This window comes from Burkholderia sp. PU8-34 (assembly GCF_053427725.1).
The window spans coordinates 335,822-357,693 of record NZ_JBSAXC010000001.1; the positions used below are offsets into that span (position 1 = coordinate 335,822).

General features: G+C 67.3%; 22 protein-coding genes and 1 pseudogene. 4 read left to right on the plus strand and 19 right to left on the minus strand.

Going from position 1 to position 21,872, the window contains the following annotated elements; genetic code table 11:
- Positions 1–394 precede the first annotated feature (394 nt).
- On the plus strand, positions 395–829 hold the full coding sequence (locus tag ACV22Z_RS01410) for a universal stress protein (RefSeq protein WP_448074533.1): 435 nt from the start codon (positions 395–397) through the stop codon (positions 827–829).
- A 55-nt stretch (positions 830–884) separates the two neighbouring features.
- Here ACV22Z_RS01410 and ACV22Z_RS01415 read toward each other — a convergent pair whose 3' ends face one another.
- On the minus strand, positions 885–1,526 hold the full coding sequence (locus ACV22Z_RS01415; RefSeq protein WP_448074534.1) for a GntR family transcriptional regulator: 642 nt from the start codon (positions 1,524–1,526) through the stop codon (positions 885–887).
- A gap of 146 nt (positions 1,527–1,672) precedes the next feature.
- On the opposite strand from ACV22Z_RS01415, the gene ACV22Z_RS01420 reads away from it, so the two are divergent.
- Positions 1,673–2,149, plus strand: coding sequence for an OsmC family protein (locus tag ACV22Z_RS01420; RefSeq protein WP_448075137.1), 477 nt, complete (start codon positions 1,673–1,675; stop codon positions 2,147–2,149).
- A 233-nt stretch (positions 2,150–2,382) separates the two neighbouring features.
- On the opposite strand, the gene ACV22Z_RS01425 is transcribed toward ACV22Z_RS01420, so the two are convergent.
- The 14 genes from ACV22Z_RS01425 to ACV22Z_RS01490 form a co-directional block, all read right to left on the minus strand.
- Positions 2,383–3,783, minus strand: coding sequence for an MFS transporter (locus ACV22Z_RS01425; protein ID WP_448074535.1), 1,401 nt, complete (start codon positions 3,781–3,783; stop codon positions 2,383–2,385).
- 34 nt (positions 3,784–3,817) lie between these two features.
- A complete protein-coding gene (locus ACV22Z_RS01430; protein ID WP_448074536.1) occupies positions 3,818–5,062 on the minus strand; it encodes an NAD(P)/FAD-dependent oxidoreductase in 1,245 nt (414 codons plus the stop codon).
- Positions 5,055–6,020: a VOC family protein gene (locus ACV22Z_RS01435; protein WP_448074537.1), complete on the minus strand. Its 966-nt coding sequence runs from the start codon at positions 6,018–6,020 to the stop codon at positions 5,055–5,057. The genes ACV22Z_RS01430 and ACV22Z_RS01435 overlap by 8 nt, the downstream gene beginning before the upstream one ends.
- An 18-nt stretch (positions 6,021–6,038) precedes the next feature.
- The gene (locus tag ACV22Z_RS01440) at positions 6,039–7,529 is read right to left on the minus strand and encodes an aldehyde dehydrogenase (protein ID WP_448074538.1); all 1,491 of its coding nucleotides are present in this window, start codon (positions 7,527–7,529) and stop codon (positions 6,039–6,041) included.
- Positions 7,530–7,609: 80 nt separating this feature from the next.
- Positions 7,610–8,449 (minus strand): aspartate dehydrogenase, encoded by an 840-nt coding sequence (locus tag ACV22Z_RS01445; RefSeq protein ID WP_448074539.1) that lies wholly within the window; start codon positions 8,447–8,449, stop codon positions 7,610–7,612.
- On the minus strand, positions 8,442–10,109 hold the full coding sequence (locus ACV22Z_RS01450; RefSeq protein WP_448074540.1) for a thiamine pyrophosphate-binding protein: 1,668 nt from the start codon (positions 10,107–10,109) through the stop codon (positions 8,442–8,444). Before ACV22Z_RS01450 ends, ACV22Z_RS01445 begins: the two co-directional genes overlap by 8 nt.
- Positions 10,102–10,899: an SDR family oxidoreductase gene (locus ACV22Z_RS01455; RefSeq protein ID WP_448074541.1), complete on the minus strand. Its 798-nt coding sequence runs from the start codon at positions 10,897–10,899 to the stop codon at positions 10,102–10,104. The genes ACV22Z_RS01450 and ACV22Z_RS01455 overlap by 8 nt, the downstream gene beginning before the upstream one ends.
- Positions 10,896–11,750 (minus strand): IclR family transcriptional regulator, encoded by an 855-nt coding sequence (locus tag ACV22Z_RS01460; protein ID WP_448074542.1) that lies wholly within the window; start codon positions 11,748–11,750, stop codon positions 10,896–10,898. Before ACV22Z_RS01460 ends, ACV22Z_RS01455 begins: the two co-directional genes overlap by 4 nt.
- Complete coding sequence (locus ACV22Z_RS01465) at positions 11,747–12,643, minus strand: alpha/beta fold hydrolase (protein ID WP_448074543.1); 897 nt, start codon at positions 12,641–12,643, stop codon at positions 11,747–11,749. Before ACV22Z_RS01465 ends, ACV22Z_RS01460 begins: the two co-directional genes overlap by 4 nt.
- A gap of 18 nt (positions 12,644–12,661) precedes the next feature.
- Positions 12,662–13,189, minus strand: coding sequence for a cupin domain-containing protein (locus ACV22Z_RS01470; RefSeq protein ID WP_448074544.1), 528 nt, complete (start codon positions 13,187–13,189; stop codon positions 12,662–12,664).
- 23 nt (positions 13,190–13,212) lie between these two features.
- Positions 13,213–13,980 carry an SDR family oxidoreductase gene (locus tag ACV22Z_RS01475; protein WP_448074545.1) on the minus strand — a complete coding sequence of 256 codons (768 nt, stop codon included), beginning with the start codon at positions 13,978–13,980 and terminating at the stop codon, positions 13,213–13,215.
- Positions 13,973–15,046: an aromatic ring-hydroxylating dioxygenase subunit alpha gene (locus ACV22Z_RS01480; protein ID WP_448074546.1), complete on the minus strand. Its 1,074-nt coding sequence runs from the start codon at positions 15,044–15,046 to the stop codon at positions 13,973–13,975. The genes ACV22Z_RS01475 and ACV22Z_RS01480 overlap by 8 nt, the downstream gene beginning before the upstream one ends.
- 44 nt (positions 15,047–15,090) lie before the next feature.
- On the minus strand, positions 15,091–15,402 hold the full coding sequence (locus ACV22Z_RS01485; RefSeq protein WP_448074547.1) for a recombinase-like helix-turn-helix domain-containing protein: 312 nt from the start codon (positions 15,400–15,402) through the stop codon (positions 15,091–15,093).
- A gap of 1 nt (position 15,403) precedes the next feature.
- Positions 15,404–15,721, minus strand: a complete 318-nt coding sequence (locus ACV22Z_RS01490; RefSeq protein WP_448074548.1) for a non-heme iron oxygenase ferredoxin subunit — start codon at positions 15,719–15,721, stop codon at positions 15,404–15,406.
- 442 nt (positions 15,722–16,163) lie between these two features.
- Between ACV22Z_RS01490 and ACV22Z_RS01495 the strand changes: the two genes are divergently transcribed.
- Positions 16,164–17,243, plus strand: a complete 1,080-nt coding sequence (locus ACV22Z_RS01495) for a porin (protein ID WP_448074549.1) — start codon at positions 16,164–16,166, stop codon at positions 17,241–17,243.
- Between the two features lie 196 nt (positions 17,244–17,439).
- On the opposite strand, the gene ACV22Z_RS01500 is transcribed toward ACV22Z_RS01495, so the two are convergent.
- The 3 genes from ACV22Z_RS01500 to ACV22Z_RS01510 all read right to left on the minus strand — a co-directional run bounded on the left by ACV22Z_RS01500 (position 17,440) and on the right by ACV22Z_RS01510 (position 19,874).
- Positions 17,440–18,393, minus strand: coding sequence for an IclR family transcriptional regulator (locus ACV22Z_RS01500; RefSeq protein WP_448074550.1), 954 nt, complete (start codon positions 18,391–18,393; stop codon positions 17,440–17,442).
- 350 nt (positions 18,394–18,743) lie between these two features.
- Positions 18,744–18,950, minus strand: coding sequence for a hypothetical protein (locus tag ACV22Z_RS01505; RefSeq protein WP_448074551.1), 207 nt, complete (start codon positions 18,948–18,950; stop codon positions 18,744–18,746).
- Between the two features lie 333 nt (positions 18,951–19,283).
- A complete protein-coding gene (locus ACV22Z_RS01510; protein ID WP_448075138.1) occupies positions 19,284–19,874 on the minus strand; it encodes an alpha-ketoglutarate-dependent dioxygenase AlkB family protein in 591 nt (196 codons plus the stop codon).
- 255 nt (positions 19,875–20,129) lie between these two features.
- Here ACV22Z_RS01510 and ACV22Z_RS01515 point away from each other — a divergent pair.
- Positions 20,130–20,273: pseudogene (locus ACV22Z_RS01515) on the plus strand (malonic semialdehyde reductase); the annotation flags it as partial.
- A 55-nt stretch (positions 20,274–20,328) separates the two neighbouring features.
- Here the strand turns inward: ACV22Z_RS01515 and ACV22Z_RS01520 are convergent.
- Positions 20,329–21,477 (minus strand): metallophosphoesterase, encoded by a 1,149-nt coding sequence (locus ACV22Z_RS01520; RefSeq protein WP_448074552.1) that lies wholly within the window; start codon positions 21,475–21,477, stop codon positions 20,329–20,331.
- Between the last annotated feature and the right edge of the window lie 395 nt (positions 21,478–21,872).

Consider the following 21,872-nt stretch of genomic DNA (forward strand, 5'->3'; position numbering starts at 1 on the left):
GCGGGGTCTCCTGGAAAGCGGATGGGATGGCGGACATCGCAGCAACCACGCGCGAAGCCCGTGGGGAATGCGCCGCGCCGCCGTTGACGCTCTACTCTACGCGACACGGCACCGCCCACTTCCGATATTTTCCGCGCGGATTCATTGCGGTTTCGACTGAATCGCGACGACACGCCGCCGCATTCGTGTGATCGATCGGCTCGCGCGCCCGGCGAACGGGATGCGCCGGGTGAAAACGTTTATGCGCATAAACTTAGATTTCTTATATTTCTAGTAAGCGATACGCAGCCGTACGGCCGGGTTAACAACATTTTTATGCGGGCGCCCGATCTCTTTAGAACAATGCGGCCGGCTGCGCGCTACGCTGAAAGCATCACATTCGTCGGACATCGTCATGCTCAAGCTGCTGGTTCCGGTCGGCCACTCGCCCCGCTCGTTGCAGGCCGTTCGCCATGCGACGTTTCTGTTCCGGGAACAGTGCGCGTCGGAAATCGTCCTGATCAATGTCCAGCCGCCGCTGGAATCGACCCGTCTCGAGGCCTACCATCCGCTATCGCGGCTGCGCGAGATCGAGCAGCACTTCTCCGAAGGCGAACTGGCGAAGGCCGAGCGGATCCTGAAGGACGCCGGCGTCACCTACAGCGTCGTGATGAAGGTCGGCCCGGTTGTCGACACGATCGCCGCCGCGGCGGCCGAGAATGGCTGCGATGAAATCGTCGTCGTCGCGCCGCGTCACGACCCGGTCCACTCGCTGCTGTCGCTGTTCCGTCGCAGCGTGCTCGACCGCCTCGTGCGAATCTCCAGCATTCCGGTTACGGCCGTTCAGTGAGCGGCGCTGATGATCAGGTTGTCGCGCACGGGTATCAGGTAACGGCTCGTCACGCTCACCCGCGTTCGACGAGCCGCATCACGATGTCTCTCGCCGAATCGAGATGCGCGATCGTCATCGCACGGGCACCCCGTGCATTGCGTTCCCTGCAGGCCTGCAGGATGGCCTCGTGCTCGATCTGGAACGATGGGGTATCCGCGAGCAACGTACTCTGCAAGCGCTCGTAGCGTTCGACCTGGCCGCGCAGTTCCGCAATTGCCTTGAGCTGACGTTCATTCCCGCAACGCGAATACAGCAGCTCGTGGAATTCCCGGTTGAGCGCCCCCTGCCTCGCCGCCGCCCCTGCATCGCCAAGCAGACGATGAACGAGTTCCGCACGCGCGAGCGTCTCGTCGTCGAACTGCTTCACACTCCGCTGGATTGCATCGCCTTCGAGCAGCGCCCGCAGGTCGTAGATCTCCTTCACGTCCGCCGCGCTCAGCATCCGCACGACAGCGCCGCGGTTTCTGAAGAGATCCACCAGACCCTCGCGCTCCAGCCGTTGAATCGCCTCGCGCAGCGGAATCCGGCTGATGCCGAACCGGTCGGCCAGATCGCGCTCGACCAGCCGTTCGCCCCCCGCCAGTTCGCCGTTGACGATCATGTCCCGCAGCGATGCGGCCACCGCGTCCGCGGTGGAGTCGAGTTTCGTTTCCATGGTCGAGCCCGTCATGATTTGGAATAATGGTATACCAAACCAGGATCCGGTGCGACAATGTCGCCGGCAAGTCGGTTCGACGCGTGAGGTTCGGCTCCGCTGGCCCTCTGTCGACATTCAACGTTTCGTTATCGAAGGAGAGCACGATGGCATACGGTGAGCACAAGTACCGGGTTTCGGTGGAATGGACGGGCAACAATGGGACCGGCACGTCGGGATATCGCGCTTACAGCCGCGACCACGTGATTCGCGCGGGCGCCAAGCCGGACATTCCGGGCTCGTCCGACGCCGCGTTCCTCGGCGACTCGTCGCGCTGGAATCCGGAAGACCTGCTGCTGGCCTCGACATCGGCCTGTCACAAGCTCTGGTACCTGCACCTGTGCGCCGACGCCGGTATCTGCGTCGTGTCCTACGTCGACGACGCGGAAGGAACGATGCTCGACAGCCCCGAACAAGGCAGATTCACGGAAATCGTCCTGCGTCCGAAGGTCGTCATTCGCGCTGGCGACGATCGTGAGCGGGCCGCAGCGCTGCACCACACCGCTCACGAAAAATGCTACGTGGCGAACTCCGTCAACTTTCCGATCCGCTGCGAACCGACGATCGAATTTGCCAGCAGCTGACAGGCGATCGAAGCAGCGCCCCCTTGCTTGTCGTCGCGCCCCCAGCCCGGATCGCCGATGACGGAAGCCGGCCAAGCTCGGCAATCGGCAATCGGCAATCGGCAATCGGCACTCGGCAATCGCGCCGAACCGCATCCATACCGCAGCTCCGTCGTCGCATTCGCGACGCCCGAAAAAAAACGGCCCGGACATCGTCCGGGCCGCTTCCTTCAAACGCGTCACAAGCGCAGCGCTTATGCCTCGAGCGCCTCGAGCACCTTCCCTTTCGTCTCGATGCCGACGAAGTGCACGGTGACGGCGGCGATCAGCGGCACTGCGCCCAGCAGATAGAACGCGGGGCTCAGGTCGCCGCCGACGATCGCGTGCGGCACGACCATCGGCGCGACGAACGACGCGATCTTCAGCCACGCGCTGCCGAGGCCGCAGCCCGACGCGCGGATGCTCGTCGGATACTGCTCCGGCGTGTACACGTAAGCCGTGATGAAACCCGAAGCCATCAGCCCGAGCGACAACGAGCAGAACGTCGCGACGACGTACACCGACGACGCGTGATAGACGCCCGCGAGCGCCATCGACAGCGCGCACAGCACGAACGACCAGACGATCACCGGCTTGCGGCCGAGCTTGTCGACGAGCAGCGCGGACGCGAGCGAACCGAGCACGCCCATCACCGAGCCGATCACCGCGAGGTTCAGCGCGAGCTGCAGCGGCGCATGATAGAAGTTCTTGTAGATCGTCGGCAGCCACGTCGACAGCCCGTACTGGATGAAGCCGCAGGTCGCCCACAGCGTCGCGATGGCGATCGTGCGCTTGCGGTACGCGGCGCTGAACAGGTCGGACATCCGGCGCTTCGGGTGCTGGCGCACCATGTCGTCGAATTCCGCCGCCCGTGTGGCGGGCGGCAGCTCGCCCTTCACGGATGCCTCGAACATGCCGACGGCGCGCCCTGCTTCCGACAGCCGCCCGCGCGATGCGAGCCAGCGCGGCGATTCCGGCACGATGTGCGTGAGCACGAGCGCGAGCAGCAGCGGCAGGCCCCCGACGAAATACATGATCTCCCAGCCGAAGCGCGGCACGAGCCACGCGCCGAGCGCCATCGACACCAGCAGGCCGATCGGGAACACGATCTCGTACAGCAGCACGAAGCGGCCGCGGCCGTGCGCGCGGGTGATTTCGTTGATGTACGTCGCGGCGACGGGCAGCTCGCCGCCGAGCCCGAGACCCTGCAGGATGCGCAGCAGCACGAACACTTCGAACGTCGGCGCGAACCCGCACGCGATACTCGTGATGCCGATCACGGCCGAGCTCCATGCGATCGCCTTCACGCGGCCATGCTTCTCCGCGAGCGCGGGAAACAGGAATGCACCGACCAGCTGGCCGATCGCGCCCGACGCAATCAGCAGGCCGACCTGGTTCGGCGACAGGCCCCACTTGTGAATCAGCAGCGGCAGCGTCGCGGCGATCGTGATCACGTCGAAGCCGTCGAAGAACGTCGCGGTGCCGATCAGCACGCGCGCGCGGATCTGCATCGCGTTGGCGGGAAGCCGCTCGAGCCGCGCGATGATCGCGCCGGGCGTGGAGGCGGCAGCTTCCGTCGTGGCCCGACCGGCCATGACGTTGTCGAAAGTGCTCATGCGGGGTGTCTCCGTAGTCTGTCTCGTTGCCCGCTCAGGCAAGCGCTCTGGTCGTGTCTGCCAGGGCGTCCATGTCCACTGCCCGGCCCTGGTTCATCCACTTGCGCGCGAGTTTCAGTTCGCGCGCATTGTTGACGGCGATGACACCTCTCACATGCCCGTCGCCCACGAAAAACAGCGTTGCGCGCCGCGCGGCGAGATCGCCGCGCACGACGAGCTGCGCATCGGCCGGCAAATCGCCGAGGATCTGCAGGTTCACGTCGTACTGATCGGACCAGAACCACGGGATCTCCGCGTACGGCGCGCGCACGCCGAGCACCGCCTTCGCGGCCGCAATCGCCTGGTTCTGCGCGTTCGCCCACGATTCGAGCCGCACGCGGCGCTTGAGCCAGCCGTTGTGGTGGTTCGCGACGTCGCCGCACGCGAACACCGCCGGATCGCTCGTCATCCCGAATTCATCGACGACGATACCGTCGTCGACCGCCAGCCCCGCATCGGACGCGAGCGACGCATTCAGCGCGAGGCCGATCCCCGCCACCGCGAAGTCGGCGTCGATCGTCGTGCCGTCCGCCAGCGTCGCGCGCACCTTCGATGCATCATCGGGCTGCGCGTCGAGCGACACGAGCGATGCGCCAACGCGCACGTCGACGCCGTTCGAGCGATGCAGGTCGAGCAGGAAATCGGACACGAGCTGCGGCACCGAACGCCCGCACAGGCGCGGCGCGCCTTCGACGACCACCGCATCGACGCCGAGCTTGCGCGCGGTCGCCGCCACTTCGAGGCCGATCCAGCCGCCGCCGACCACGAGCACGCGCCGGCTCGCGCGCAGTTTCTCGCCGAGCGCGGCCGCTTCGTCGAGCGTGCGCAGGTAATGCAGGTGTGCAGTCCTCACGAGCGAATCCGGCAAACGGCGCGACGTGCCGCCGGTCGCGATCACGAGGCGGTCGTATTCGACCTCGCGGCCGCTCTCGGTGCGCACGATGCGGCGCGCGCGGTCGATCGACGCCGCACGCTCCGGCTGCCACGCTTCGATGTTCAGCGATTCGAACTCGTCCGGATGCACGACGCGCACGGTCTCGATGTGCGCGTCGCCCGCGAGCACCGCCTTCGACAGCGGCGGACGCTCGTACGGCAGATGCGGTTCGTCGGCGATCATCACGAGCCGGCCCGCGAAGCCTTCCGCGCGCAGCGTCTTCAGCACCCAGCCGGCGGCCTGGCCGCCGCCGATCACGACGACGGTGCCGATCGCGGCGGTGTCCTGCACAGTGGCGTCAGTCATGTTTGCGCTCCGTCATGAACTTGCCTTCCGGCGCCTTCGCGTTCTTCTGGCGACGCGTGTTGCCGTCGAGGCCGCCGTCGACCGCCCATTCGGCGAACACGGTCGGGCCTGGTTCGAATTCACGCGGCTGCCACTCGGGCGTCAGCATGTCTTCGTCCGCGTAGTACTCGATCAGGCCGCCCGCCGGATTCTGGAAATACCAGAAGTACGCGGACGACACCGGATGCCGGCCCGGCCCGAGCTGGGTCTGCCAGCCGCAGCGGTCGATGTGCATCCCGCCGCCGAACACTTCATGAATGTCGCGCACCGTGAACGCGACGTGGTTCAGGCCGCGCTTGCCCGTAGGCAGCGCGAGCAGGAACAGGTCGTGGTGCCCGCCGTGCGGCGCGCAGCGCATGAACGCGCCGCGGCCCGGATAGCGGTCCGACGTCTCGAAGCCCAGCAGCACGTGGTAGAACTTTTCCTGTGCGTCGAGCGCGTTCGTGAAGAACACGACGTGGCCGACTTCGACCGGCTCCGCACGTTCATAAATCGTGCTCGGCGTGTCGACGCGCAGCGTCTCGCCCCACACGTTCGACAGCGAGCCCTTCACGTCGAGCGCGCGCTTGCGCGTCACTTCGATGCGGATTGCCATCCCGTTCGGATCGATGCAGCCGACCGCATCGTCCTGCGTGTAATAGCCGGGCTGATCCGCGAGCTTGCCGCGCAGTGCGTCAAGTTCCGCGGTCGTCGCGACGCCCCACGTCACTTCCCGCAGCGTCGGGCCTGGCTCGAACGCGGGCGGCAACGCCGGATCGTCGGCCTTGACGACCAGCACGGTGCAGCCGTTCATCGTCTCGAAGCGCGCGCGCGTCTCGTCGTGCGCGACTTCCTTCAGCCCCCAGTCGGCAAAGAAACGCCGGCACGTCGCGAGGTCGTCGACGCCGTACGTGATCTGCTCGATACCCAAAATGCTCATTGCGTCATTCCCCTTCGCTCAGTTCGCCCACGGCAGCGGCGCGTCGTTCAAGCCCCAGTACAGGCTCTTCTGCTGCATGTACTCGCGGATGCCGAGGCGCCCTTTCTCGCGGCCCATCCCGCTGTCCTTCCAGCCCGAAAACGGCGTGGAGATCGAGAACAGCTTGTACGTATTGATCCACACGGTGCCCGTTTCGAGCGCGCGCGCGGTGCGCCACGCGCGCTTGTAGTCGCGCGTCCAGATGCCCGCGGCGAGACCGAATACGCTGTCGTTTGCCTGCTCGATCAGCGTGGCCTCGTCGTCGAACGGCATCGCGACGAGCACCGGACCGAAGATTTCTTCCTGGCAGATGCGCGCGCTGTTCGGCAAGCCTTCGAGTATCGTCGGCTGATAGTAGAAACCGCCTTCGCGCCCGTCGCCCGACGGCCGCTCGCCGCCGCACAGCAGACGTCCGCCTTCCTCGAGGCCAAGCGCCACGTAGCGTTCGACCGACTCGCGATGCTTCGCCGTGATGAGCGGCCCCATCTGCGTGTCGGGCCGCGTCGGGTCGCCCACGCGCAGCTTGCGCGCGCAGTCCACCAGGCGCTGCATGAACGCGTCGTAGATCGACCGCTGCACGAACAGGCGCGAACCCGCGATGCACGCCTCGCCCGACGAGCTGAAGATGCCGTACAGCACGCCGTTCACCGCGTGATCAAGATCGGCGTCGTCGAACACGATCGTCGGCGACTTGCCGCCGAGTTCGAGCGACACCGGCATCAGCTTCTCCGCCGCGATGCGCGCGATGCCGCGGCCCACTTCGGTGCCGCCCGTAAACGACACCTTCTTCACGAGCGGATGGCGCACCAGCACGTCGCCGATCACGGAACCCTTGCCCGGCAGCACGCTCAGCACGCCCTTCGGCACGCCGGCTTCCTCGCAGATGCGCGCGAGCGCGAGCGACACGAGCGGCGTGACTTCGGCGGGCTTCAGCACCACCGCGTTGCCGCCGGCGAGCGCCGGCGCGAGCTTCTGCGCATCGGATGCGATCGGCGAGTTCCACGGCGTGATCGCCGCGATCACGCCGATCGGTTCGTACACGCTCATCGTCAGGTAGTCGCCACGCGACGGTGTCAGTTCTTCGTCGAGCGTCTCGAGGCAGGCCGCGAAATAGCGGAACGTGTTCGCCGCGCTCGCCACCAGCACGCGGGTCTCGCCGATCGGCTTGCCGTTGTCGCGACGCTGCAGGTTCGCCAGCGCCTCGTGACGCTGCATGATCAGATCCGCGATGCGATACAGCACCTGCGCGCGCTGATGCGGCTTGAGCCCGGCCCAGTCGGCGCGGCGCCACGCGGCGTCCGCGGCCTCGACAGCTTCGGCCGCGTCTTCCGCGTTCGCGGTCGACACTTCCATGTTCAGCGACTGGTCGGCCGGGTAAAGGCTCGCATAGGGTGCGCCACGGCCGCGCCGCCACTCGCCGCCGATCAGGATGTCGCCGTTGGGTACGAGGCTCGAATCGAATGGAGTCATTTCACAAGTTCCACAAGTCTGTCTCTTCGCCCTACCCTCGCCGCGGCGCGGGCGGGTCTTTCAGTGGCCCGGCCGCCCGCTCAGATCACGCAGCGGGCCGCGCGGTTGCGCAGCGCGCGGATTGCGCTGAAGGCCGTCAGTGCGGAGGTCTTCGGGTTGTCGGGCAGCGGCTTGCCGCTCATCTCGAGCGACATCTCGCCGAATGCGCCGCGCGCGGTGATGCGGTGCACGTTGCGCGCGACCGCCGGATCGGCGATCAGGCGCACGCGTGTTTCATCGAGCCCGAGGCCCGCGAGCGCAACGGTCGCCGCGACGTTCGCGTTCTTCGGGTACAGGCGCGCCGCGTCGCGCGCGGTGCCTTCGAAGATCACCTTCTCTTCGGTCATCGCACGCAGGTCGCACAATGCCTCCGCGGGCGTGCCAAGCCAGCCGAGCGGCGGCTTGCGGCCGACGTACAGCACTTCGTCGAGGCCGCCCTGCTTCGCGGAAGCCAGCGCATCGATACCGCCGATCGCGCCGGACAGCAGCGTGAGCGTCGCGTGGCCCTCGTCGGCGGCCTGCGACAGCGCGTCGAGCAGCGCGAGATCGGACAGCGCGCCGATCGACGCGACCGCGCAGTCGGTGCCGGCCTTCAGCAGCGGCACGACGTGATCGACGAGCGCGCTGTGGCCCGCACATTCGAGTGCGAACTCGGGGCGGCGGGCCAGCGCGTCGACCGACGACACGACCTCCACCGCGCCGCCGAGCGCACCCTGCACGGCGGCGCGCTGATGCTCGGGGACGATCACGTGCGCGACGCGCAGCGACGCGTCGTGCTCGACCGCGTGGTACACGGCCGCGCCGATCGCGCCGAAGCCGATCATTGCGACGTCGACTGGCGCATGCGCGTGTGCGTGCGCCTGACTGTGCGTGTTAAGCATACTGGCGCTCCTCGGGCGCTTCTTTCTTGACGGGCGGGCCCGCGAACGCCGACGTGAACGAGCCGACCGACAGCATGTCGACTTCGACGAGCACCGGGCCCTGCTTCGCGAGACCTTCGCGCACGATCCCTTCGGCCTGGTCGAGCGACGTGATCCGGTAGTGCGTGAGGCCGAAGCTCGCGCAGAACTGCGCGAAATCGGGCTGGTGCAGTTCGACGAAGCAGCGGCGGCCGCCGTAGTGCGCATCCTGGATGTTGCGGATCACGCCGTAGCACTGGTCGTTCATCAGCACGATCATCACGTTCGCGTTTTCCTGCACGGCGGTCACGAGCTCACCGACGTTGACCATCAGGCCGCCGTCGCCGACGAGGCAGACCGTCTTCGCCGCCGCGCCCGCGAGCGCCGCGCCGATGCCCATCTGCATCCCCTGGCCGATGCCGCCGCCGAGCGCATGCACGCCCGCGCGCGGTTCGAAGATCTGCAGCAGGCGGTTGCCCCACGTGCTGTTCGAGATCGTCACGTCGCGCACCCAGTTATAGTCGCGGCCGACGGCAGCCTGCAGCGTGTCGACAAGCTGCTTGTACGGGCCGAGGCCCTTCGACACGTCGGCGACGGCCTGCTCGCGCGCGACGGCAAGATCGGCCGCGAACTGCGGATCGACGGCGAGGCGCCCTTCGAGGCGGTCGGCCAGTTCGGCCAGCACGCGCTTCGAATCGCCGTGGATGAACAGCTCGTTGCGATAGCCGCGGTTGTCGGCGAGCGCGTCGGCATCGACGCGGAACAGCGGTTGCGGCAGCGCGAGCTTGTACTTCAGCGTTTCGTTGCCGCGCAGGCGCGAGCCGACGACGACGAGCGCATCGCAGGTCTTGTAGAACGCTTCCACCGCAGCATGCACGTTGAATGCGCCGAGCGTCGCCGGGTGGTCTTCGGGCAGCACGCCGCGGCCCTGCACGCTCGTCACGACGCCGAAGCCGAGCTTCACGAGGCGTTCGACTTCCGCCCGCGCATGACGCGCGCCGCCGCCGAGCCACAGCAGCGGGCGGCGCTTGTTCGCGAGTGCGTCCGCGAGCTTCGCGATGCGCGCGCTGTCGTGTTCGCGAACCGCGACGTGCGCGGGCGCGAGGTCTTCCGGCCAGTCGATTTCCGCTGCCTGGATGTCGATCGGAATCTCGACCGACACGGGGCCCGACGGCGCGGTCTGCGCAACGCGTACCGCTTCGCGGATCGTCGGCAGCACGGTCTCGACCGTGCGCACGCGAAACGCGGCCTTCGAGATCGCATTCAGCATCGTCAATTGGTCCGGCGCCTCGTGGATGTATGCGAGATCCTGGTCAAGGTACGGCGTCTCGATCTGGCCGGTGATGTGCAAGAGCGCCGTGCCGGCGGTCAGCGCCTCGACCATCGCGCCAGCCGCGTTGCCTGCCGCCGTGCCGGTGCTCGTGAACGCGACGCCGAGGCCGCCCGACACGCGGGCGAGGCCGTCGGCCATGTTGACCGCACCCGCTTCACCGCGCGCGCCGACGTAGCGGATGTTGCCGCGCGAGTTGATCGCGTCGAGGATCGGCATGTTGTGGATCGAGATGACCCCGAAAGCGGTCTTCACGCCGCACTGCTCGAGAAAGGCGGCAATCAGCTCGCCAACCGTGGTTTTGTTAGACATGGCGTGCAAAGCCTCCAGAAACGTCGATATGGCTGCCCGTCGTGTAGGACGACAGATGCGTTGCGAGATAAAAGAGCGCCCAGGCGGCCTCGTCGGGCCGGCCGAAGCGGTTCAGAGGAATGTTCTTCTTGCGGGCGAGTTCGCCCGTCCACGCTTCCCAGCTTTCGCCGGGCTGCGCCTGCGCTTCGTAGCGGCGGCGCCACTGCCCCGATTCGACGATGCCGATCAGGATCGAGTTGACGCGGATGCGCTGCGGCGCCAGTTCGGTCGCGAGCGACTTCACGAGGCTCAGCACGCCCGCGCGCGCCGACGACGTCGCGACCATGTGCGGCTCCGGCTGCAGCGCGAGCAGCGAGTTCACGCAGGTAATGCTCGGTGCGTCGGCGTCGCGCAGCATCGGCAGGAACGCGCGCGTCGGGCGGATGATGCTGAAGTACTTCAGCTCGAGCTCTTCGCGCCACGCGTCGTCGGCCGTGTCGGCGAACGTCGACACGCGGCCCTGGCCTGCGTTGTTGATCAGCATGTCGGCGCGGCCGAAGCGCGCCGACACGGCCTGCGCAAAGCCGGCGACGTCGCCTTCGTCGAGCACGTTGCAGCGCGCGGCGAGCAGCTGCGCACCCGGGTACTTCGCGTGCAGCCCCGCTTCGGCGCGCGCGAGACGCTCGTCGTCGCGGCCGCAAATCGCGACCGACGCACCCGCCTGCAGGAACCGTTCGGCCGTTGCGAGGCCGATGCCGGACGAACCGCCCGTCACCACCGCAACCTGTCCGGTCAGATCGATCTGAATCATCGGAGTCCTAATGCCTTCAAAAACGTGTGCTCGTCATCCGAGCGATAGTTGAGCCGGCGCGACAGTTCGGCCGCCGCGCGCTGCACCTTGTCGATCAGCCCGTCCGCGATCAGCGACGCGTCGATTTCCGGCCGCGGCACCGTCACCGTGATGCATGCGACGATCTTCTGCGTGTCGTTGCGCACCGGCGCGGTGACGACCGAGATCCCGCGCTCGAACGACGAGTTGCTGACACCGTAGCCGCGCAGCGCATCCTCGCGGATCACTTCGTACAGCGCGTCGACCGTTTCCGGCGTCGCGTTCGTCATCCGGTTGAGCGCGGCTTCCGGATACAGCGCACGCAACTCCTTCAGCGACAGGTCGCCCATCAGCACGTGGCCGTGCGTCGTCGCGTGCGCAGGCAACCGCGTACCGACGTTCACCCGGATCGAGCTGAACACCGGCGACTGGCTCTGCGCCTTCGCGACGAACACGACATCGCGGCCGTCACGGATCACGATGTGCGTCGTGAAACCCGTCGCGTCGCGCAGGCTCTCGATCACCGGCAGGCCGAGATCGGTCAGCTCGAGCGAGCTCAGGTATTCGAAGCCGAGCCGCAGCACCGCGATACCGAGCTTGTAGTTGCGGTCCTTGTCCGCGCGCTCGAGGAAGCCGAGCGATTCGAGCGTCTGCAGCAGGCGGAACACCGTCGTGCGCGGAATGCCGAGCCGCTTCGACAGCTCCGGCGCACCGAGCACCGGCTCGCGCGGCGAGAACTCCGCGAGAATCCTCAAGCCGCGCTCGAGGCCCGGCACCACATAATTCGCTTCGCCTTTCGCGGCGTCTGTTTCGTTCATCAGCGGTTCGCTCATGCAATCCCCCGCTGCTGGTCGCACTGACGGCAGAACGTCTCGATCAGTGCCGTATAGACGGCCGGCGCTTCCACGTAGCCCGCATGCCCGGCCTGCGGAATCACCTGCAGCCCGACCTGCGCGGCCGCGGCGATCCGCTCGCACGCGGCGGGCGGCGTGATTGCGTCGTTCGCACCGACGGCGACTGCCGTGCGGCCGCGAAAGCCCGCGAGATCCGACGCGAGATCGGCGTTCGCAAGCAGATGCGTCGCCTGCGCGTAGCCGGCCGGCACGATGCGCGCCATGTTCCAGCGCACCCATGCACGTGCGTCCTCGCTCGCGAACCCGGACAGCATGTTGGCGCTGCGCTGTTGCGCGAGCCCGGCCGGGCCGAGTTCGGCGAGCATCGCGAGCCGCGCGTTGCGGCGCGACTCGCGCGTCTCGGCCGGCGCGCTGCCGTAGCCGCCCGCGGGCGAGATCAGCAGCAGCCCGGCGATCCGCGCCGGCATCACGCGGGCGAAGCCGCCCGCGACGATCGCGCCGAGCGAATGGCCGACCAGCACGCAGCGTTCGATGCCGAGCGCCTCGAGCCACGCGTTCAGCGACGCCGCGTAATCGGCGGCGGCCGGCGATGCGCCGTGCACGGGCGTCGACACGCCGTAGCCGGGCGCATCCCACGCGAGCACGCGCCGCGAAGCGCCGAGCGCATCGAGCTGACGCACCCACGATGCGGCGCCCGAGCCGATCCCGTGCAGCAGCACGACGGGGTGCGCGCGGCCCGCATGCTGCGCGCCGGCCTCGCGGTAGCCGATCGTGCCCGCCGCGCCGGCCGCGCAGCGCTGCTCGGGAAACCGCTCGAGCAGCGTCGCGAAGGCGGCGACGCGGTCGCGTTCACGTTTGTCGATGACACTCATCGCTTCATCCGCTCCGTCTCAACGCTTGATCTTCGCGAGCGGCGAATCCGGCGGATACGTCGGCGTGATGGGCTTCGGCGAGCCGAGCATCACGCACATCAGCGCGTCTTCCTCACCGATGTTGATTTCCGTGCGATAGACGCCCGGCGGCACCGAGATCAGGTCGCGCTCGCCGAGGATCGCTTCCCAGGTCTCGCCGTCGCGCTCGCAGATCACCTTCATCTTGCCGCGCAGCACGAAGAAGATTTCTTCCACGTCGATGTGGATGTGGCTCGGGCCGATGTTGCCGGCCGGGATCACCATCGTCGAGAACGTGAAGTTGCCGGCCGGCACCGTGTTGACGTCCTTCGCGACACCCGTGCCGCCCGTGCCGACATAGCGCATCTGCGCGCGGCGGTACTGCGGGTCGTAGTCGGCCTGGAACTTCAGCGCGTCCCAGTCGTAGCGCCGCGTCGCGTAACGCGCGACGCGCCCTTCCATCCAGTCGCCAAAGGTTGCGCCTTCCGGCTGGTCCCACGATTTGCGATCGAGATCGGCGTCCGCCATCGTCATCTCCTTCAGAGTGAAAATCAGTTCATTACGAAGCCGCCGTTGACCGGCAGCAATTGACCCGTCACGAAGCGCGCGGCGTCCGACAGCAGGAACAGCACGGGGCCCGTCACGTCGTCGGGCACCTGCGCGCGCGTCAGCGCGCGGCCCTGCAGGTAGAACGCGTGGCGCTCGGCCGGCACGTAGGCCGTCGCCTCGACTTCGGTCAGCCCCGGCGCGATCGCGTTGACCGTCACGCCTTGTGCGCCGAACTCGCGCGCCAGCGCATGTGTCATCGCGATCACGGCGCCCTTGCTCGCGACATACGCGAGCAGCCTCGGCGCGCCCCACAGCGCGGTATCCGACGCGAGGTTCACGATCGCGCCGCGCCCCGACTCCACGAGGTGTGGCAGCGCCGCATTGCTGACGAGCCACAGGCCGCGCACGTTGACGTTCATCACCGCGTCCCAGGTCGCGACGTCGAGCTCCGTCGACAGCCGGCCGCCCGAGTTCGTGATCGCTGCGTTGTTGATCAGGCCGTCAATACCGCCGAGCGCCGCCGCGCCTTGCGCGACGAACGCATCGACGCTCGCCGGATCGGCAAGGTCGAGCGCGAAGAAATGCGCGGCGTGGCCCTGTTCCGCGAGCTGCGCGGCGAGCGCACGGCCCTCGTCGGCCAGCACGTCGCCGAACGCAACCTGTGCGCCGGCCGCGACGAGTGCCTTCACGAATGCCGCGCCGAGACCGCGCGCGCCGCCCGTGACGAGCACGCGCCGGCCGGCGAGCGACACCACGGAAGCGTCAGCCATGAGCGGACTCCGACGCGGCCGCTTGCGCCGCGCGATGCGCGTCGAGTGCGGACAGGTGCTCCTGCGCGCGCTGGCGCAGCATCCGGCGCACGCGCGTGATGCCGACGTCGTGCTGATACAGGTATTCGTGGTCGCGCGCGTTCGGCGCAAGGCTTTCGAGCACGTAGCGGTCCTGCTCGAGCACGTCCCAGTGCAGGCCTTCGAGGCGGTTGCGGTACATGAAGCGCCACACGTCGCGCTGCCAGCCACTGACCTTGCGGGTGCGCCAGAAATAGACCTGGCAGTTGTCGCCGTCCACCGGCGTCGCGAAGCCGATGATCCCGAAGTTGCCGCCCGGGCCGAACTTCTGCTTGTACGGAATCGCGAGGCGCATCCACAAGCAGCCCGTGTCGCCGAGCTCGACCCAGTCGAAGTTCACGTCGCGCTGGCCGATCTTCTCGAACATCAGGCCGGTTTCCGTCTTGCGCACGCGCATCTCGGCCTGCTTGTCGCCTTCGGCCATCGAGTGCGACGTCGCGTGCAGGTACGCGCCGTGCATCGGGTCCATCACGTTGTCGATCGCGTACTGGTAATTGCACTTCCAGTTCGACACGCACAGGAAGTGCGCGTATTCGTCGGCGACCAGTTCCTCGGGCAGGTTCAGCGGCGCCGGCTCGCCATGCGCTTCGTCGCCGAACCACAGGAAGATCGCGCCGGCCTTTTCCTGGACCGGATACGACTTCACGCACTTCGTGCCTTCGAGCGGACAGTTCGCGACGGCCGGCACGCGGTTGACCGTGCCGCTGCCGTCGACTTCGACGCCGTGGTACCAGCAGGCGATGTTGCCGCCGAGGTTCCAGCCGAGCGACAGGCGCGCGCCGCGGTGCGGGCAGCGATCCTCGAGCGCGTGGACCTGGCCGTCCTGGTCGCGCCACAGCACGATCTGCTCGGACAGGCGCGTGAGGCCGACGGGCGCGTTCGACACCTGCCAGCTCGGCGCGACGGGATACCAGTAGTTCTTGATGCCTCGGTCGAGGTAGTCACGGACCGGGTCGTGTTGGGCTGCGTGTTGTGCGGGGGACGTCATCAGTGTGCTCCGGATGCGGTTGTCTGCTTGGGCGTGACGGGCGGTCATTCCGCGAGCGCGGCGACTTCCGCGCAGAAGCGCTCGGCGGTCCAGAGCGCACCGTCCGGCGTGCGAAAGCCGATGCGGTTCAGGCCCGCGACGACGTCGTCCAGCTCGGTCGCGCCGGTTTCGAACACGCGCTCGAGCGCGTCGCCGAGATCGTTCTCGTATTGCGTCGGCTCGGCCTTGCGGTTCTGCCAGATCCGGTTCTCGACCTGGCCCGGGATCTCGATCTGCCCCTTGCCCGCGACGTTGTTCGGCTGCGGCGCCACCCACGGCTTCAGGAAGGGATTGAAATTCACGGTCGCTTCTTTCATGTCATTCCACCTTGATCTGGATTTCTTCGCCGGCGAGGCGCACCGCGTACTGCTTCAGCGCACGGCCGCCCGGCCCTTTCAGACACTGGCCCGTCTTGATGTCGAACACCGCTTCATGCAACGGGCACTCGACCGTGCCTTCGTCGATGAAGCCCTGCGTCAGCAGCGCGTACGCATGCGGGCACACGTTCTCGAGCGCGTACACCTCGTCGCCGACGCGGTAGATCCCGATCTCGACGCCGTCGGTCCGCTTGAACTCGATCGGCGTGTCTTCCGACAGCGCGCCGGCGTGCCCGGCGCAAATCCATTGTTCAGACATCTCACACCCTTCCTTCTGATCGACTCTCGGTTTGTTCCATACCCGGAACAGCAGTTTATGGATGGTGATTATAGGAGCGACTTTCCAAGAGAAAAACAAAAAGCTGCACGTCCTAGGGAAAACACTGACCGCTCGGTCGACAATCGTCAGAAGCTACCCGAAGCGTCGTGATTTTTTCTTGCATGTCGGGCAGTTATGCGAATTTCCGGGGATTCGTTCCGACATGCTGCATGCCGGACGCATGCGACTTCGACCCGAAAAATTTATTTTTTTCCATCCTCGTCACCGTCCTATACTTCATTCCACCAGAGGCACACTGTTCCTTATATGGAACAACAAATGCCCGATCAGCAGTGAAGATGCGCGCAGCCGGCAGGTCGTCCATGTCGCGCACCGGCACGGCGCACGTTTTCATTCGAGTGAGACTCAGGAAGGAGATCTAATGGTCAAGCATGCGGTAGCAGCAGCAGTCGTCGGCATCGGCGCCGTGTCGGGCGCGTGGGCGCAGAGCAGCGTGACGCTGTATGGCAGCCTGGATACGGGCGTCGCCTACGTGAACAACGTCGGCGGCCACGCGAAGTGGGCGATGATCCAGGGCAATACGCAGCCCGACCGCTGGGGCCTGAAGGGCAAGGAAGACCTGGGCGGCGGTCTGTCGGCGATCTTCCAGCTCGAAGACGGCTTCTATACGAACAACGGCCAGTTCGCGACCGCCAACACGATCTGGAACCGCGCCGCGTGGGTCGGCCTCAACTCGGATCGCTACGGCACGCTGACGCTCGGCCGCCAGACGCCGCTGTCGTTCGACTACCTCGACCCGCTGAGCACCGCGTACCTCGCGCAGAGCTGGTACGCGTTCCATCCGGGCAACATCGACGGCCTCGCGGCAACCGGCAACGTGCCGTACAACAACGCGGTCAAATACCGCTCGCCGAGTTTCGCGGGCTTCTCCGCCGCGGCGGTGATGGCGCTCGGCAACACGACGAACTTCTCGACCGGCAAGTCGATGGGCGTCGCGCTGAACTACGCGAACGGCCCGTTCAAGGCGTCGGCCGTCTATTCGAACGAGCACGACCGCTCGGTGCTGATCAGCCAGACCGGGATCGCGAGCTTCCAGGGGCAGAACACCGCGAACGGCTATACGGCAAGCAAGGTCGAGAACATCGGCGCCGGTGCGTCGTACCAGTTCGGCGACTTCCTCGTGCACGGCCTCTACACGCGCACGAAGATGCAGTCGAACGGTTTCTCGGATACGTTCCAGAGCTACGACGCGGGCGTGAACTACCGCACCAGCCCGTTCAACACGATTGCGGGCGGCGCGGCAACGTCGACACTGTCGGGCCGGCGCTGGACGCAGTTCGAACTCGGCGACATCTATTCGCTGTCGAAGCGCACGCAGCTCTACGCGAACGTGCTGGTCGAGCACGCGTCGGGCGGCGCCCATGCGTCGTTCTTCACGGCCGGCGTGTCGAGCACCGCGAACCAGGTCGTCGTGCTGGCGGGGATTCATCACTCGTTCTGACGACGCTGCGGCAGGTCGTGCAATTGCGCATGACGCCGGCTGGCGCAGCAAGTTCCGCCGTACGCGGGGGGCGGACAGGTCTGTGCCCGGCGGCTCATGCATGCCGCCGGCGCGCTCGCAGAAACGAAATAGGCGGCCCGCGGGCCGCCCATTCTTCATTCAAGCATCGCCGTGCTTGCGGCGCGTCGAACACACGTCAGAACATCGCAACCTTGTGGCGCGCGTGCGCGAACGTCGGATCGCTTTCGAGCGGACGATAGTTGAGGCGCTGCGACAGATCGACCGCCGCGCCGCACACGGCCTCGACGAGACGCTCCTTCTCGCGGGCCTCGCCGATCTCCGAACGCGGCACCGTCGCGGTGATCGCCGCGACGATCGACCCCGAATGATCGCGCACCGGCGCGGTCACGGCCGAGATGCCGGCTTCGAACGCGGCCTCGCTGACCGCATAGCCGAGCCGCGCGTAATGACGCACGCGCTCGTACAGTTCGTCGACCGTGCCCGGCGTGCGCTCGGTGAACTGCTCGAGACGCTTTTCCGGATACAGGTGGCGCAGCGCATCGCGCGTGAGGTCGCCCATCAGCACATGGCCGTGCACGGTCGCGTGCGCAGGCAGCCGCGTGCCGACATGCACCTTCACCGAGCCGAACATCGACGCATTGCTCTGCGCCTTCGCGACGAACACGACATCGCGCTGGTCGCGGATCAGCAGGTGCGTCGACAGGCCGCTCGCATCGCGCAGCCGTTCGAGCACGGGCGTGCCAAGGTCGGTCAGCTCGAGCGAATTCAGGTATTCGAAGCCGAGCCGCAACACGCCGACGCCGAGCCGGAAATGTCGGTCGCCGTTCACGCGCTCGAGGAAGCCGAGCGCTTCGAGCGTCTGCAGCAGGCGGAAAGTGGTCGTGCGCGGAATGCCGATGCGCTTCGACAGCTCGGGCGCGCCGAGCACCGGCTCGCGCGCGGAGAACTCGGCCAGGATCCGCAGACCGCGCTCGAGGCCCGGCACGAGATAGGACGAAGCGCCGCCGGCGGCTTCGTCGTCGCCGGCGGGCGCAGGTTCCGGCGCGTCGCCCGCGCCTGCCGCACCGCGCGTTTGACGCGCCGGCGCGGCGGGCGGCCAGGGCGCGCCGCTCATCGTTGTTTTGGCCATGTGGACATGGGCGGAAAGAAATCGATCACCAAAGACAGGCCATTGCTCGTCGTGGACGTTCACTCATGCTACCTCACCCCGCACGCCGGTTCGCAACCGCAGGCACGGTCAACCGGAAACGGCCGGGGCGAGCGGCGTGCCGCCACGACACTTCGAATAGCCACACACAATTGAGAGGATATCAGCGATAGACAGCGATGCGCCATGAGTACATCGCCGGACAGCGCGGGTCGTGCCCGCAATGGATGGAGGCCGGCATGCTGCGACGCCGTGTCGCATGGGTTCGCATGTCGCCGCACCGGACCCGGGTCGAACCGCGGGCGAGCGGGCGCGCGCCGCCGCCGGCAACCTCAGACGGTCACCGGGCCGCCGAAGGACGCGAGCGCGCGTTCGCCGGCTTCCCTGGCATCGGCTTGCCGATGGAAACCGTCATGGCTGAACGCGACGACCTTCACGCCGACGCCCGCCGCGCGCTTCACCGTCAGCGCCCATTGCCATGCACCGTCTTGTTCGAAGACGTGCAGCAAGGGTTCGAGCGATTCATGCAGTCCGGTCACGCAAAGTTCTCCCGCTGCCCGCCGTCGGTGTCTGCCGATTCCGCGGGCACGCGATGCCATCATTCCGGCGTCCGTGGACAGACACCGGCCCAATTGCCAGTCTACCCGATATATGTTGCAACGCACCATCGGTGGTTCTACTCGGCTATCGGAATGGCAATGCCGATGCATCGTCGCCATCGGCTGCGATTTACGGCGCTGGATCAGGTGACACGCCACGCCGACGAGGCGGGAGACGCATGCAGATTGCTCGCCTCGTTCATCGCGCGGACATTCGACAGAAGACTCCGCGCCCGTGCGCTCTTCCAGGCACCGGGATATCGGGGTCACCCGTCACGCGTAGACGTAACGGAACGTCAGGTTGATCCGCTCGCCCTGCACGGCCGGCGCCTTCGGCACGCGATGCTGCCATTCGGCCTGGGTCCGCCCGCGCATCACGAGCAGGCTGCCGTGCGTCAGCCGGTATGCGTGCGTGACGCCGGTCGCGCGATGCCGCAGGTCGAACACGCGCATCGCGCCGAGGCTCACCGACGCGATCACCGGCGTGTCGCCAAGCGCCGCCTCGTTGTCCGCATGCCAGCCCATGCCGTCCTGGCCGTTGCGGTAGCGGTTGAGCAGCACGCTGTTGAAGCGCACGCCGCACGCCGCCTCGGCCGCGCGCTTCAGCTCGAGCACGGCCGGTGTCCACGGCGCCGGCTCGTTACGGATGCCCGAATACACGTACACCGCATCCGGATCGCCTTGCCACGCGGTGAGACGCGGCAGCGGGATGCGTCCGCGCGGCGTGCGGATCGCGTCCTGCCGCCACGCGACCTCGCCGGTCAGCGCGGCCAGTACGCGATCGGCTTGCCCCGGCGGCAGCCAGTCCGGAAACCAGTCCACGTCGGGTACGGGGGTGTCATCGAAGAGATCGAACGTCGACATGTCGGGCGGAATACGTGGAATGCGCATCGGCAAGCGATGCATGCCTGCATGGTAGCGAAGCGCGTACGCGGCCGCCATGCTCGCTCATTCGTGGGCGGTGGCCGGTGAACGGCGGTGGTGGACGGCCGTGGTGAACGGCCGTGGTGGGCGTGGGTGGTGGGCGGCGGCGGACGCCGGTGCGTGCATCGCCGCCCGTCGCGCTATCATCGCGGCAAGTCGCACCGCGCCCGTTCGGGGCGCGGCCTCCCTTTCGTAGACGGCGCGGCAGTCGACGCGGCGTTCTTCGCCGGCACGACGGTGAAGAGCAACTTCCTCGTGAACCTCGGCTACGGCGATCCGGCGGGCCTGTTCCCGCGCAGCCCGCGCTTCGATTTCGACGACATCGCCCGCATCGCATGACACTCGCGCGGCGCGCGTGTCGTTGCGCGCGTGCCGCGGCCTGGCGGGCGCTCGCCTACCGGCCCCGAGTCAGGCGGATCAGCGTGATCTCCGACGGTACGCCGAAGCGGTTCGGCGGCCCCCAATACCCGGTTCCGCGGCTCGTATAGACCCACAGATCGCCGAACTTCCGCAGCCCGGCGATCACCGGCTGCTGCAGCCGCACGAATGGCGGCCATGGCAGGAACTGCCCGCCGTGCGTATGTCCCGAAATCTGCACGGAAAAGCCGGCCTTGTTCGCCTGTTCCGCGCTCCGCGGCTGATGCGCGAGCAGGATCTTCGTCCCGACGTCGCCGGGCGCGCCCGCCAGCGCCCGCGCCGGGTCGCTGCGGTGCGCGGGGTCGAATCCGCCGGCCGTGAAGTCGGTGACGCCCGCGACCACCGCGCGCGCGCCGTCGTGCTCGACCACGACATGTTCGTTGAGCAGCACGTTCAGGCCGATCCGCCGGAACTCGGCAATCCATGCGTGCGCCCCGGCGTAATACTCGTGGTTGCCCGTCACGAGGAAACTGCCGTGCCGGGATTTCATGCGCCCGAGCGGCGCCGTATGTTCGCGCAGCCGTTCGACCGAGCCGTCGACCACGTCGCCCGTGACAGCGACGATATCGGCATCGAGCGCGTTGACCGCGCCGACGATGCGTTCGACATAGCCGCGCTTGATGGTCGGCCCCACGTGGATATCGGAGAGCTGCACGATCTTCAGGCCGTCGAGTGCGTCCGGCAGCCCCGCGACCGGAATCGACACGCGCTTGACCGATGCGGTGCGCCGCGCATTCGCGAAGCCGATGACCGTGACCAGCACCGCGCCGGCCAACACGGCGAGCGCGCTGTCCGTCGCCGCATTGCTCCACGCGCCGGCGTGCCCGAGTTGCCGCCACACGACGACACCAAGCAGCACGAACTCGCGCAGCAACGTCAGCGCGAGCAGCGACGAGAAGAACCCCATCACGATCGCCCCGACCCAGCCGAACACGGTCGCGGCCCACCCTTCGTCGAAACGCCGCGAAAACATCCCGACCGGAATCAGCACACAGAAGCTTGCGAGCACGAGCACCGCAACACCGCGGGCGACCGGCGATGCGAACGCGTCGGGCACGATCCGCAGCCCGACGTAGAGATGGAACAGCAAGCCGATTGCAATGAACCGGACAAGGAAACTTCGCATGGAGCGCTCACCCACGTTGCGACAGAGCCCAGCGGATTACGCGTCGAACAGGCTCGTTGCGCCCTGTGCCGCGTGTTCCGCACCGTACGCTCGATGGTACACATATCCCGCACGCGACGACGCCGGTCCGGCGGGAGCCGTGCCCGCCGTTACTGCGGCTTCCCGGCGGCGAAGCCGGCGGGCGCCACGTGCATCACGGGTCGACCACGATCGAGCCGATCGCCGGTTGCAGAACTGCGTCGCGGATCTCGACGCGCTGCAGCTGCCCGTGCGCAAGCGCATCGAAGGCGGGCCCGGCCGGCGAGACTTGCGGCTGGCACCAGACAACAAAGCGCGCGCCAGCCGCGCCGTCGGGTTGGCGAGGACACCGCACTGATTTAATATCGCGGCGTATC

Coding starts and splice junctions, on each gene's coding strand:
- ACV22Z_RS01410 (WP_448074533.1), top strand. CDS start 395: ATGCTCAAGCTGCTGGTTCCGGTCGGCCACTCGCCCCGCTCGTTGCAG.
- ACV22Z_RS01415 (WP_448074534.1), bottom strand. CDS start 1,526: ATGGAAACGAAACTCGACTCCACCGCGGACGCGGTGGCCGCATCGCTG.
- ACV22Z_RS01420 (WP_448075137.1), top strand. CDS start 1,673: ATGGCATACGGTGAGCACAAGTACCGGGTTTCGGTGGAATGGACGGGC.
- ACV22Z_RS01425 (WP_448074535.1), bottom strand. CDS start 3,783: ATGAGCACTTTCGACAACGTCATGGCCGGTCGGGCCACGACGGAAGCT.
- ACV22Z_RS01430 (WP_448074536.1), bottom strand. CDS start 5,062: ATGACTGACGCCACTGTGCAGGACACCGCCGCGATCGGCACCGTCGTC.
- ACV22Z_RS01435 (WP_448074537.1), bottom strand. CDS start 6,020: ATGAGCATTTTGGGTATCGAGCAGATCACGTACGGCGTCGACGACCTC.
- ACV22Z_RS01440 (WP_448074538.1), bottom strand. CDS start 7,529: ATGACTCCATTCGATTCGAGCCTCGTACCCAACGGCGACATCCTGATC.
- ACV22Z_RS01445 (WP_448074539.1), bottom strand. CDS start 8,449: ATGCTTAACACGCACAGTCAGGCGCACGCACACGCGCATGCGCCAGTC.
- ACV22Z_RS01450 (WP_448074540.1), bottom strand. CDS start 10,109: ATGTCTAACAAAACCACGGTTGGCGAGCTGATTGCCGCCTTTCTCGAG.
- ACV22Z_RS01455 (WP_448074541.1), bottom strand. CDS start 10,899: ATGATTCAGATCGATCTGACCGGACAGGTTGCGGTGGTGACGGGCGGT.
- ACV22Z_RS01460 (WP_448074542.1), bottom strand. CDS start 11,750: ATGAGCGAACCGCTGATGAACGAAACAGACGCCGCGAAAGGCGAAGCG.
- ACV22Z_RS01465 (WP_448074543.1), bottom strand. CDS start 12,643: ATGAGTGTCATCGACAAACGTGAACGCGACCGCGTCGCCGCCTTCGCG.
- ACV22Z_RS01470 (WP_448074544.1), bottom strand. CDS start 13,189: ATGGCGGACGCCGATCTCGATCGCAAATCGTGGGACCAGCCGGAAGGC.
- ACV22Z_RS01475 (WP_448074545.1), bottom strand. CDS start 13,980: ATGGCTGACGCTTCCGTGGTGTCGCTCGCCGGCCGGCGCGTGCTCGTC.
- ACV22Z_RS01480 (WP_448074546.1), bottom strand. CDS start 15,046: ATGACGTCCCCCGCACAACACGCAGCCCAACACGACCCGGTCCGTGAC.
- ACV22Z_RS01485 (WP_448074547.1), bottom strand. CDS start 15,402: ATGAAAGAAGCGACCGTGAATTTCAATCCCTTCCTGAAGCCGTGGGTG.
- ACV22Z_RS01490 (WP_448074548.1), bottom strand. CDS start 15,721: ATGTCTGAACAATGGATTTGCGCCGGGCACGCCGGCGCGCTGTCGGAA.
- ACV22Z_RS01495 (WP_448074549.1), top strand. CDS start 16,164: ATGGTCAAGCATGCGGTAGCAGCAGCAGTCGTCGGCATCGGCGCCGTG.
- ACV22Z_RS01500 (WP_448074550.1), bottom strand. CDS start 18,393: ATGGCCAAAACAACGATGAGCGGCGCGCCCTGGCCGCCCGCCGCGCCG.
- ACV22Z_RS01510 (WP_448075138.1), bottom strand. CDS start 19,874: ATGTCGACGTTCGATCTCTTCGATGACACCCCCGTACCCGACGTGGAC.
- ACV22Z_RS01520 (WP_448074552.1), bottom strand. CDS start 21,477: ATGCGAAGTTTCCTTGTCCGGTTCATTGCAATCGGCTTGCTGTTCCAT.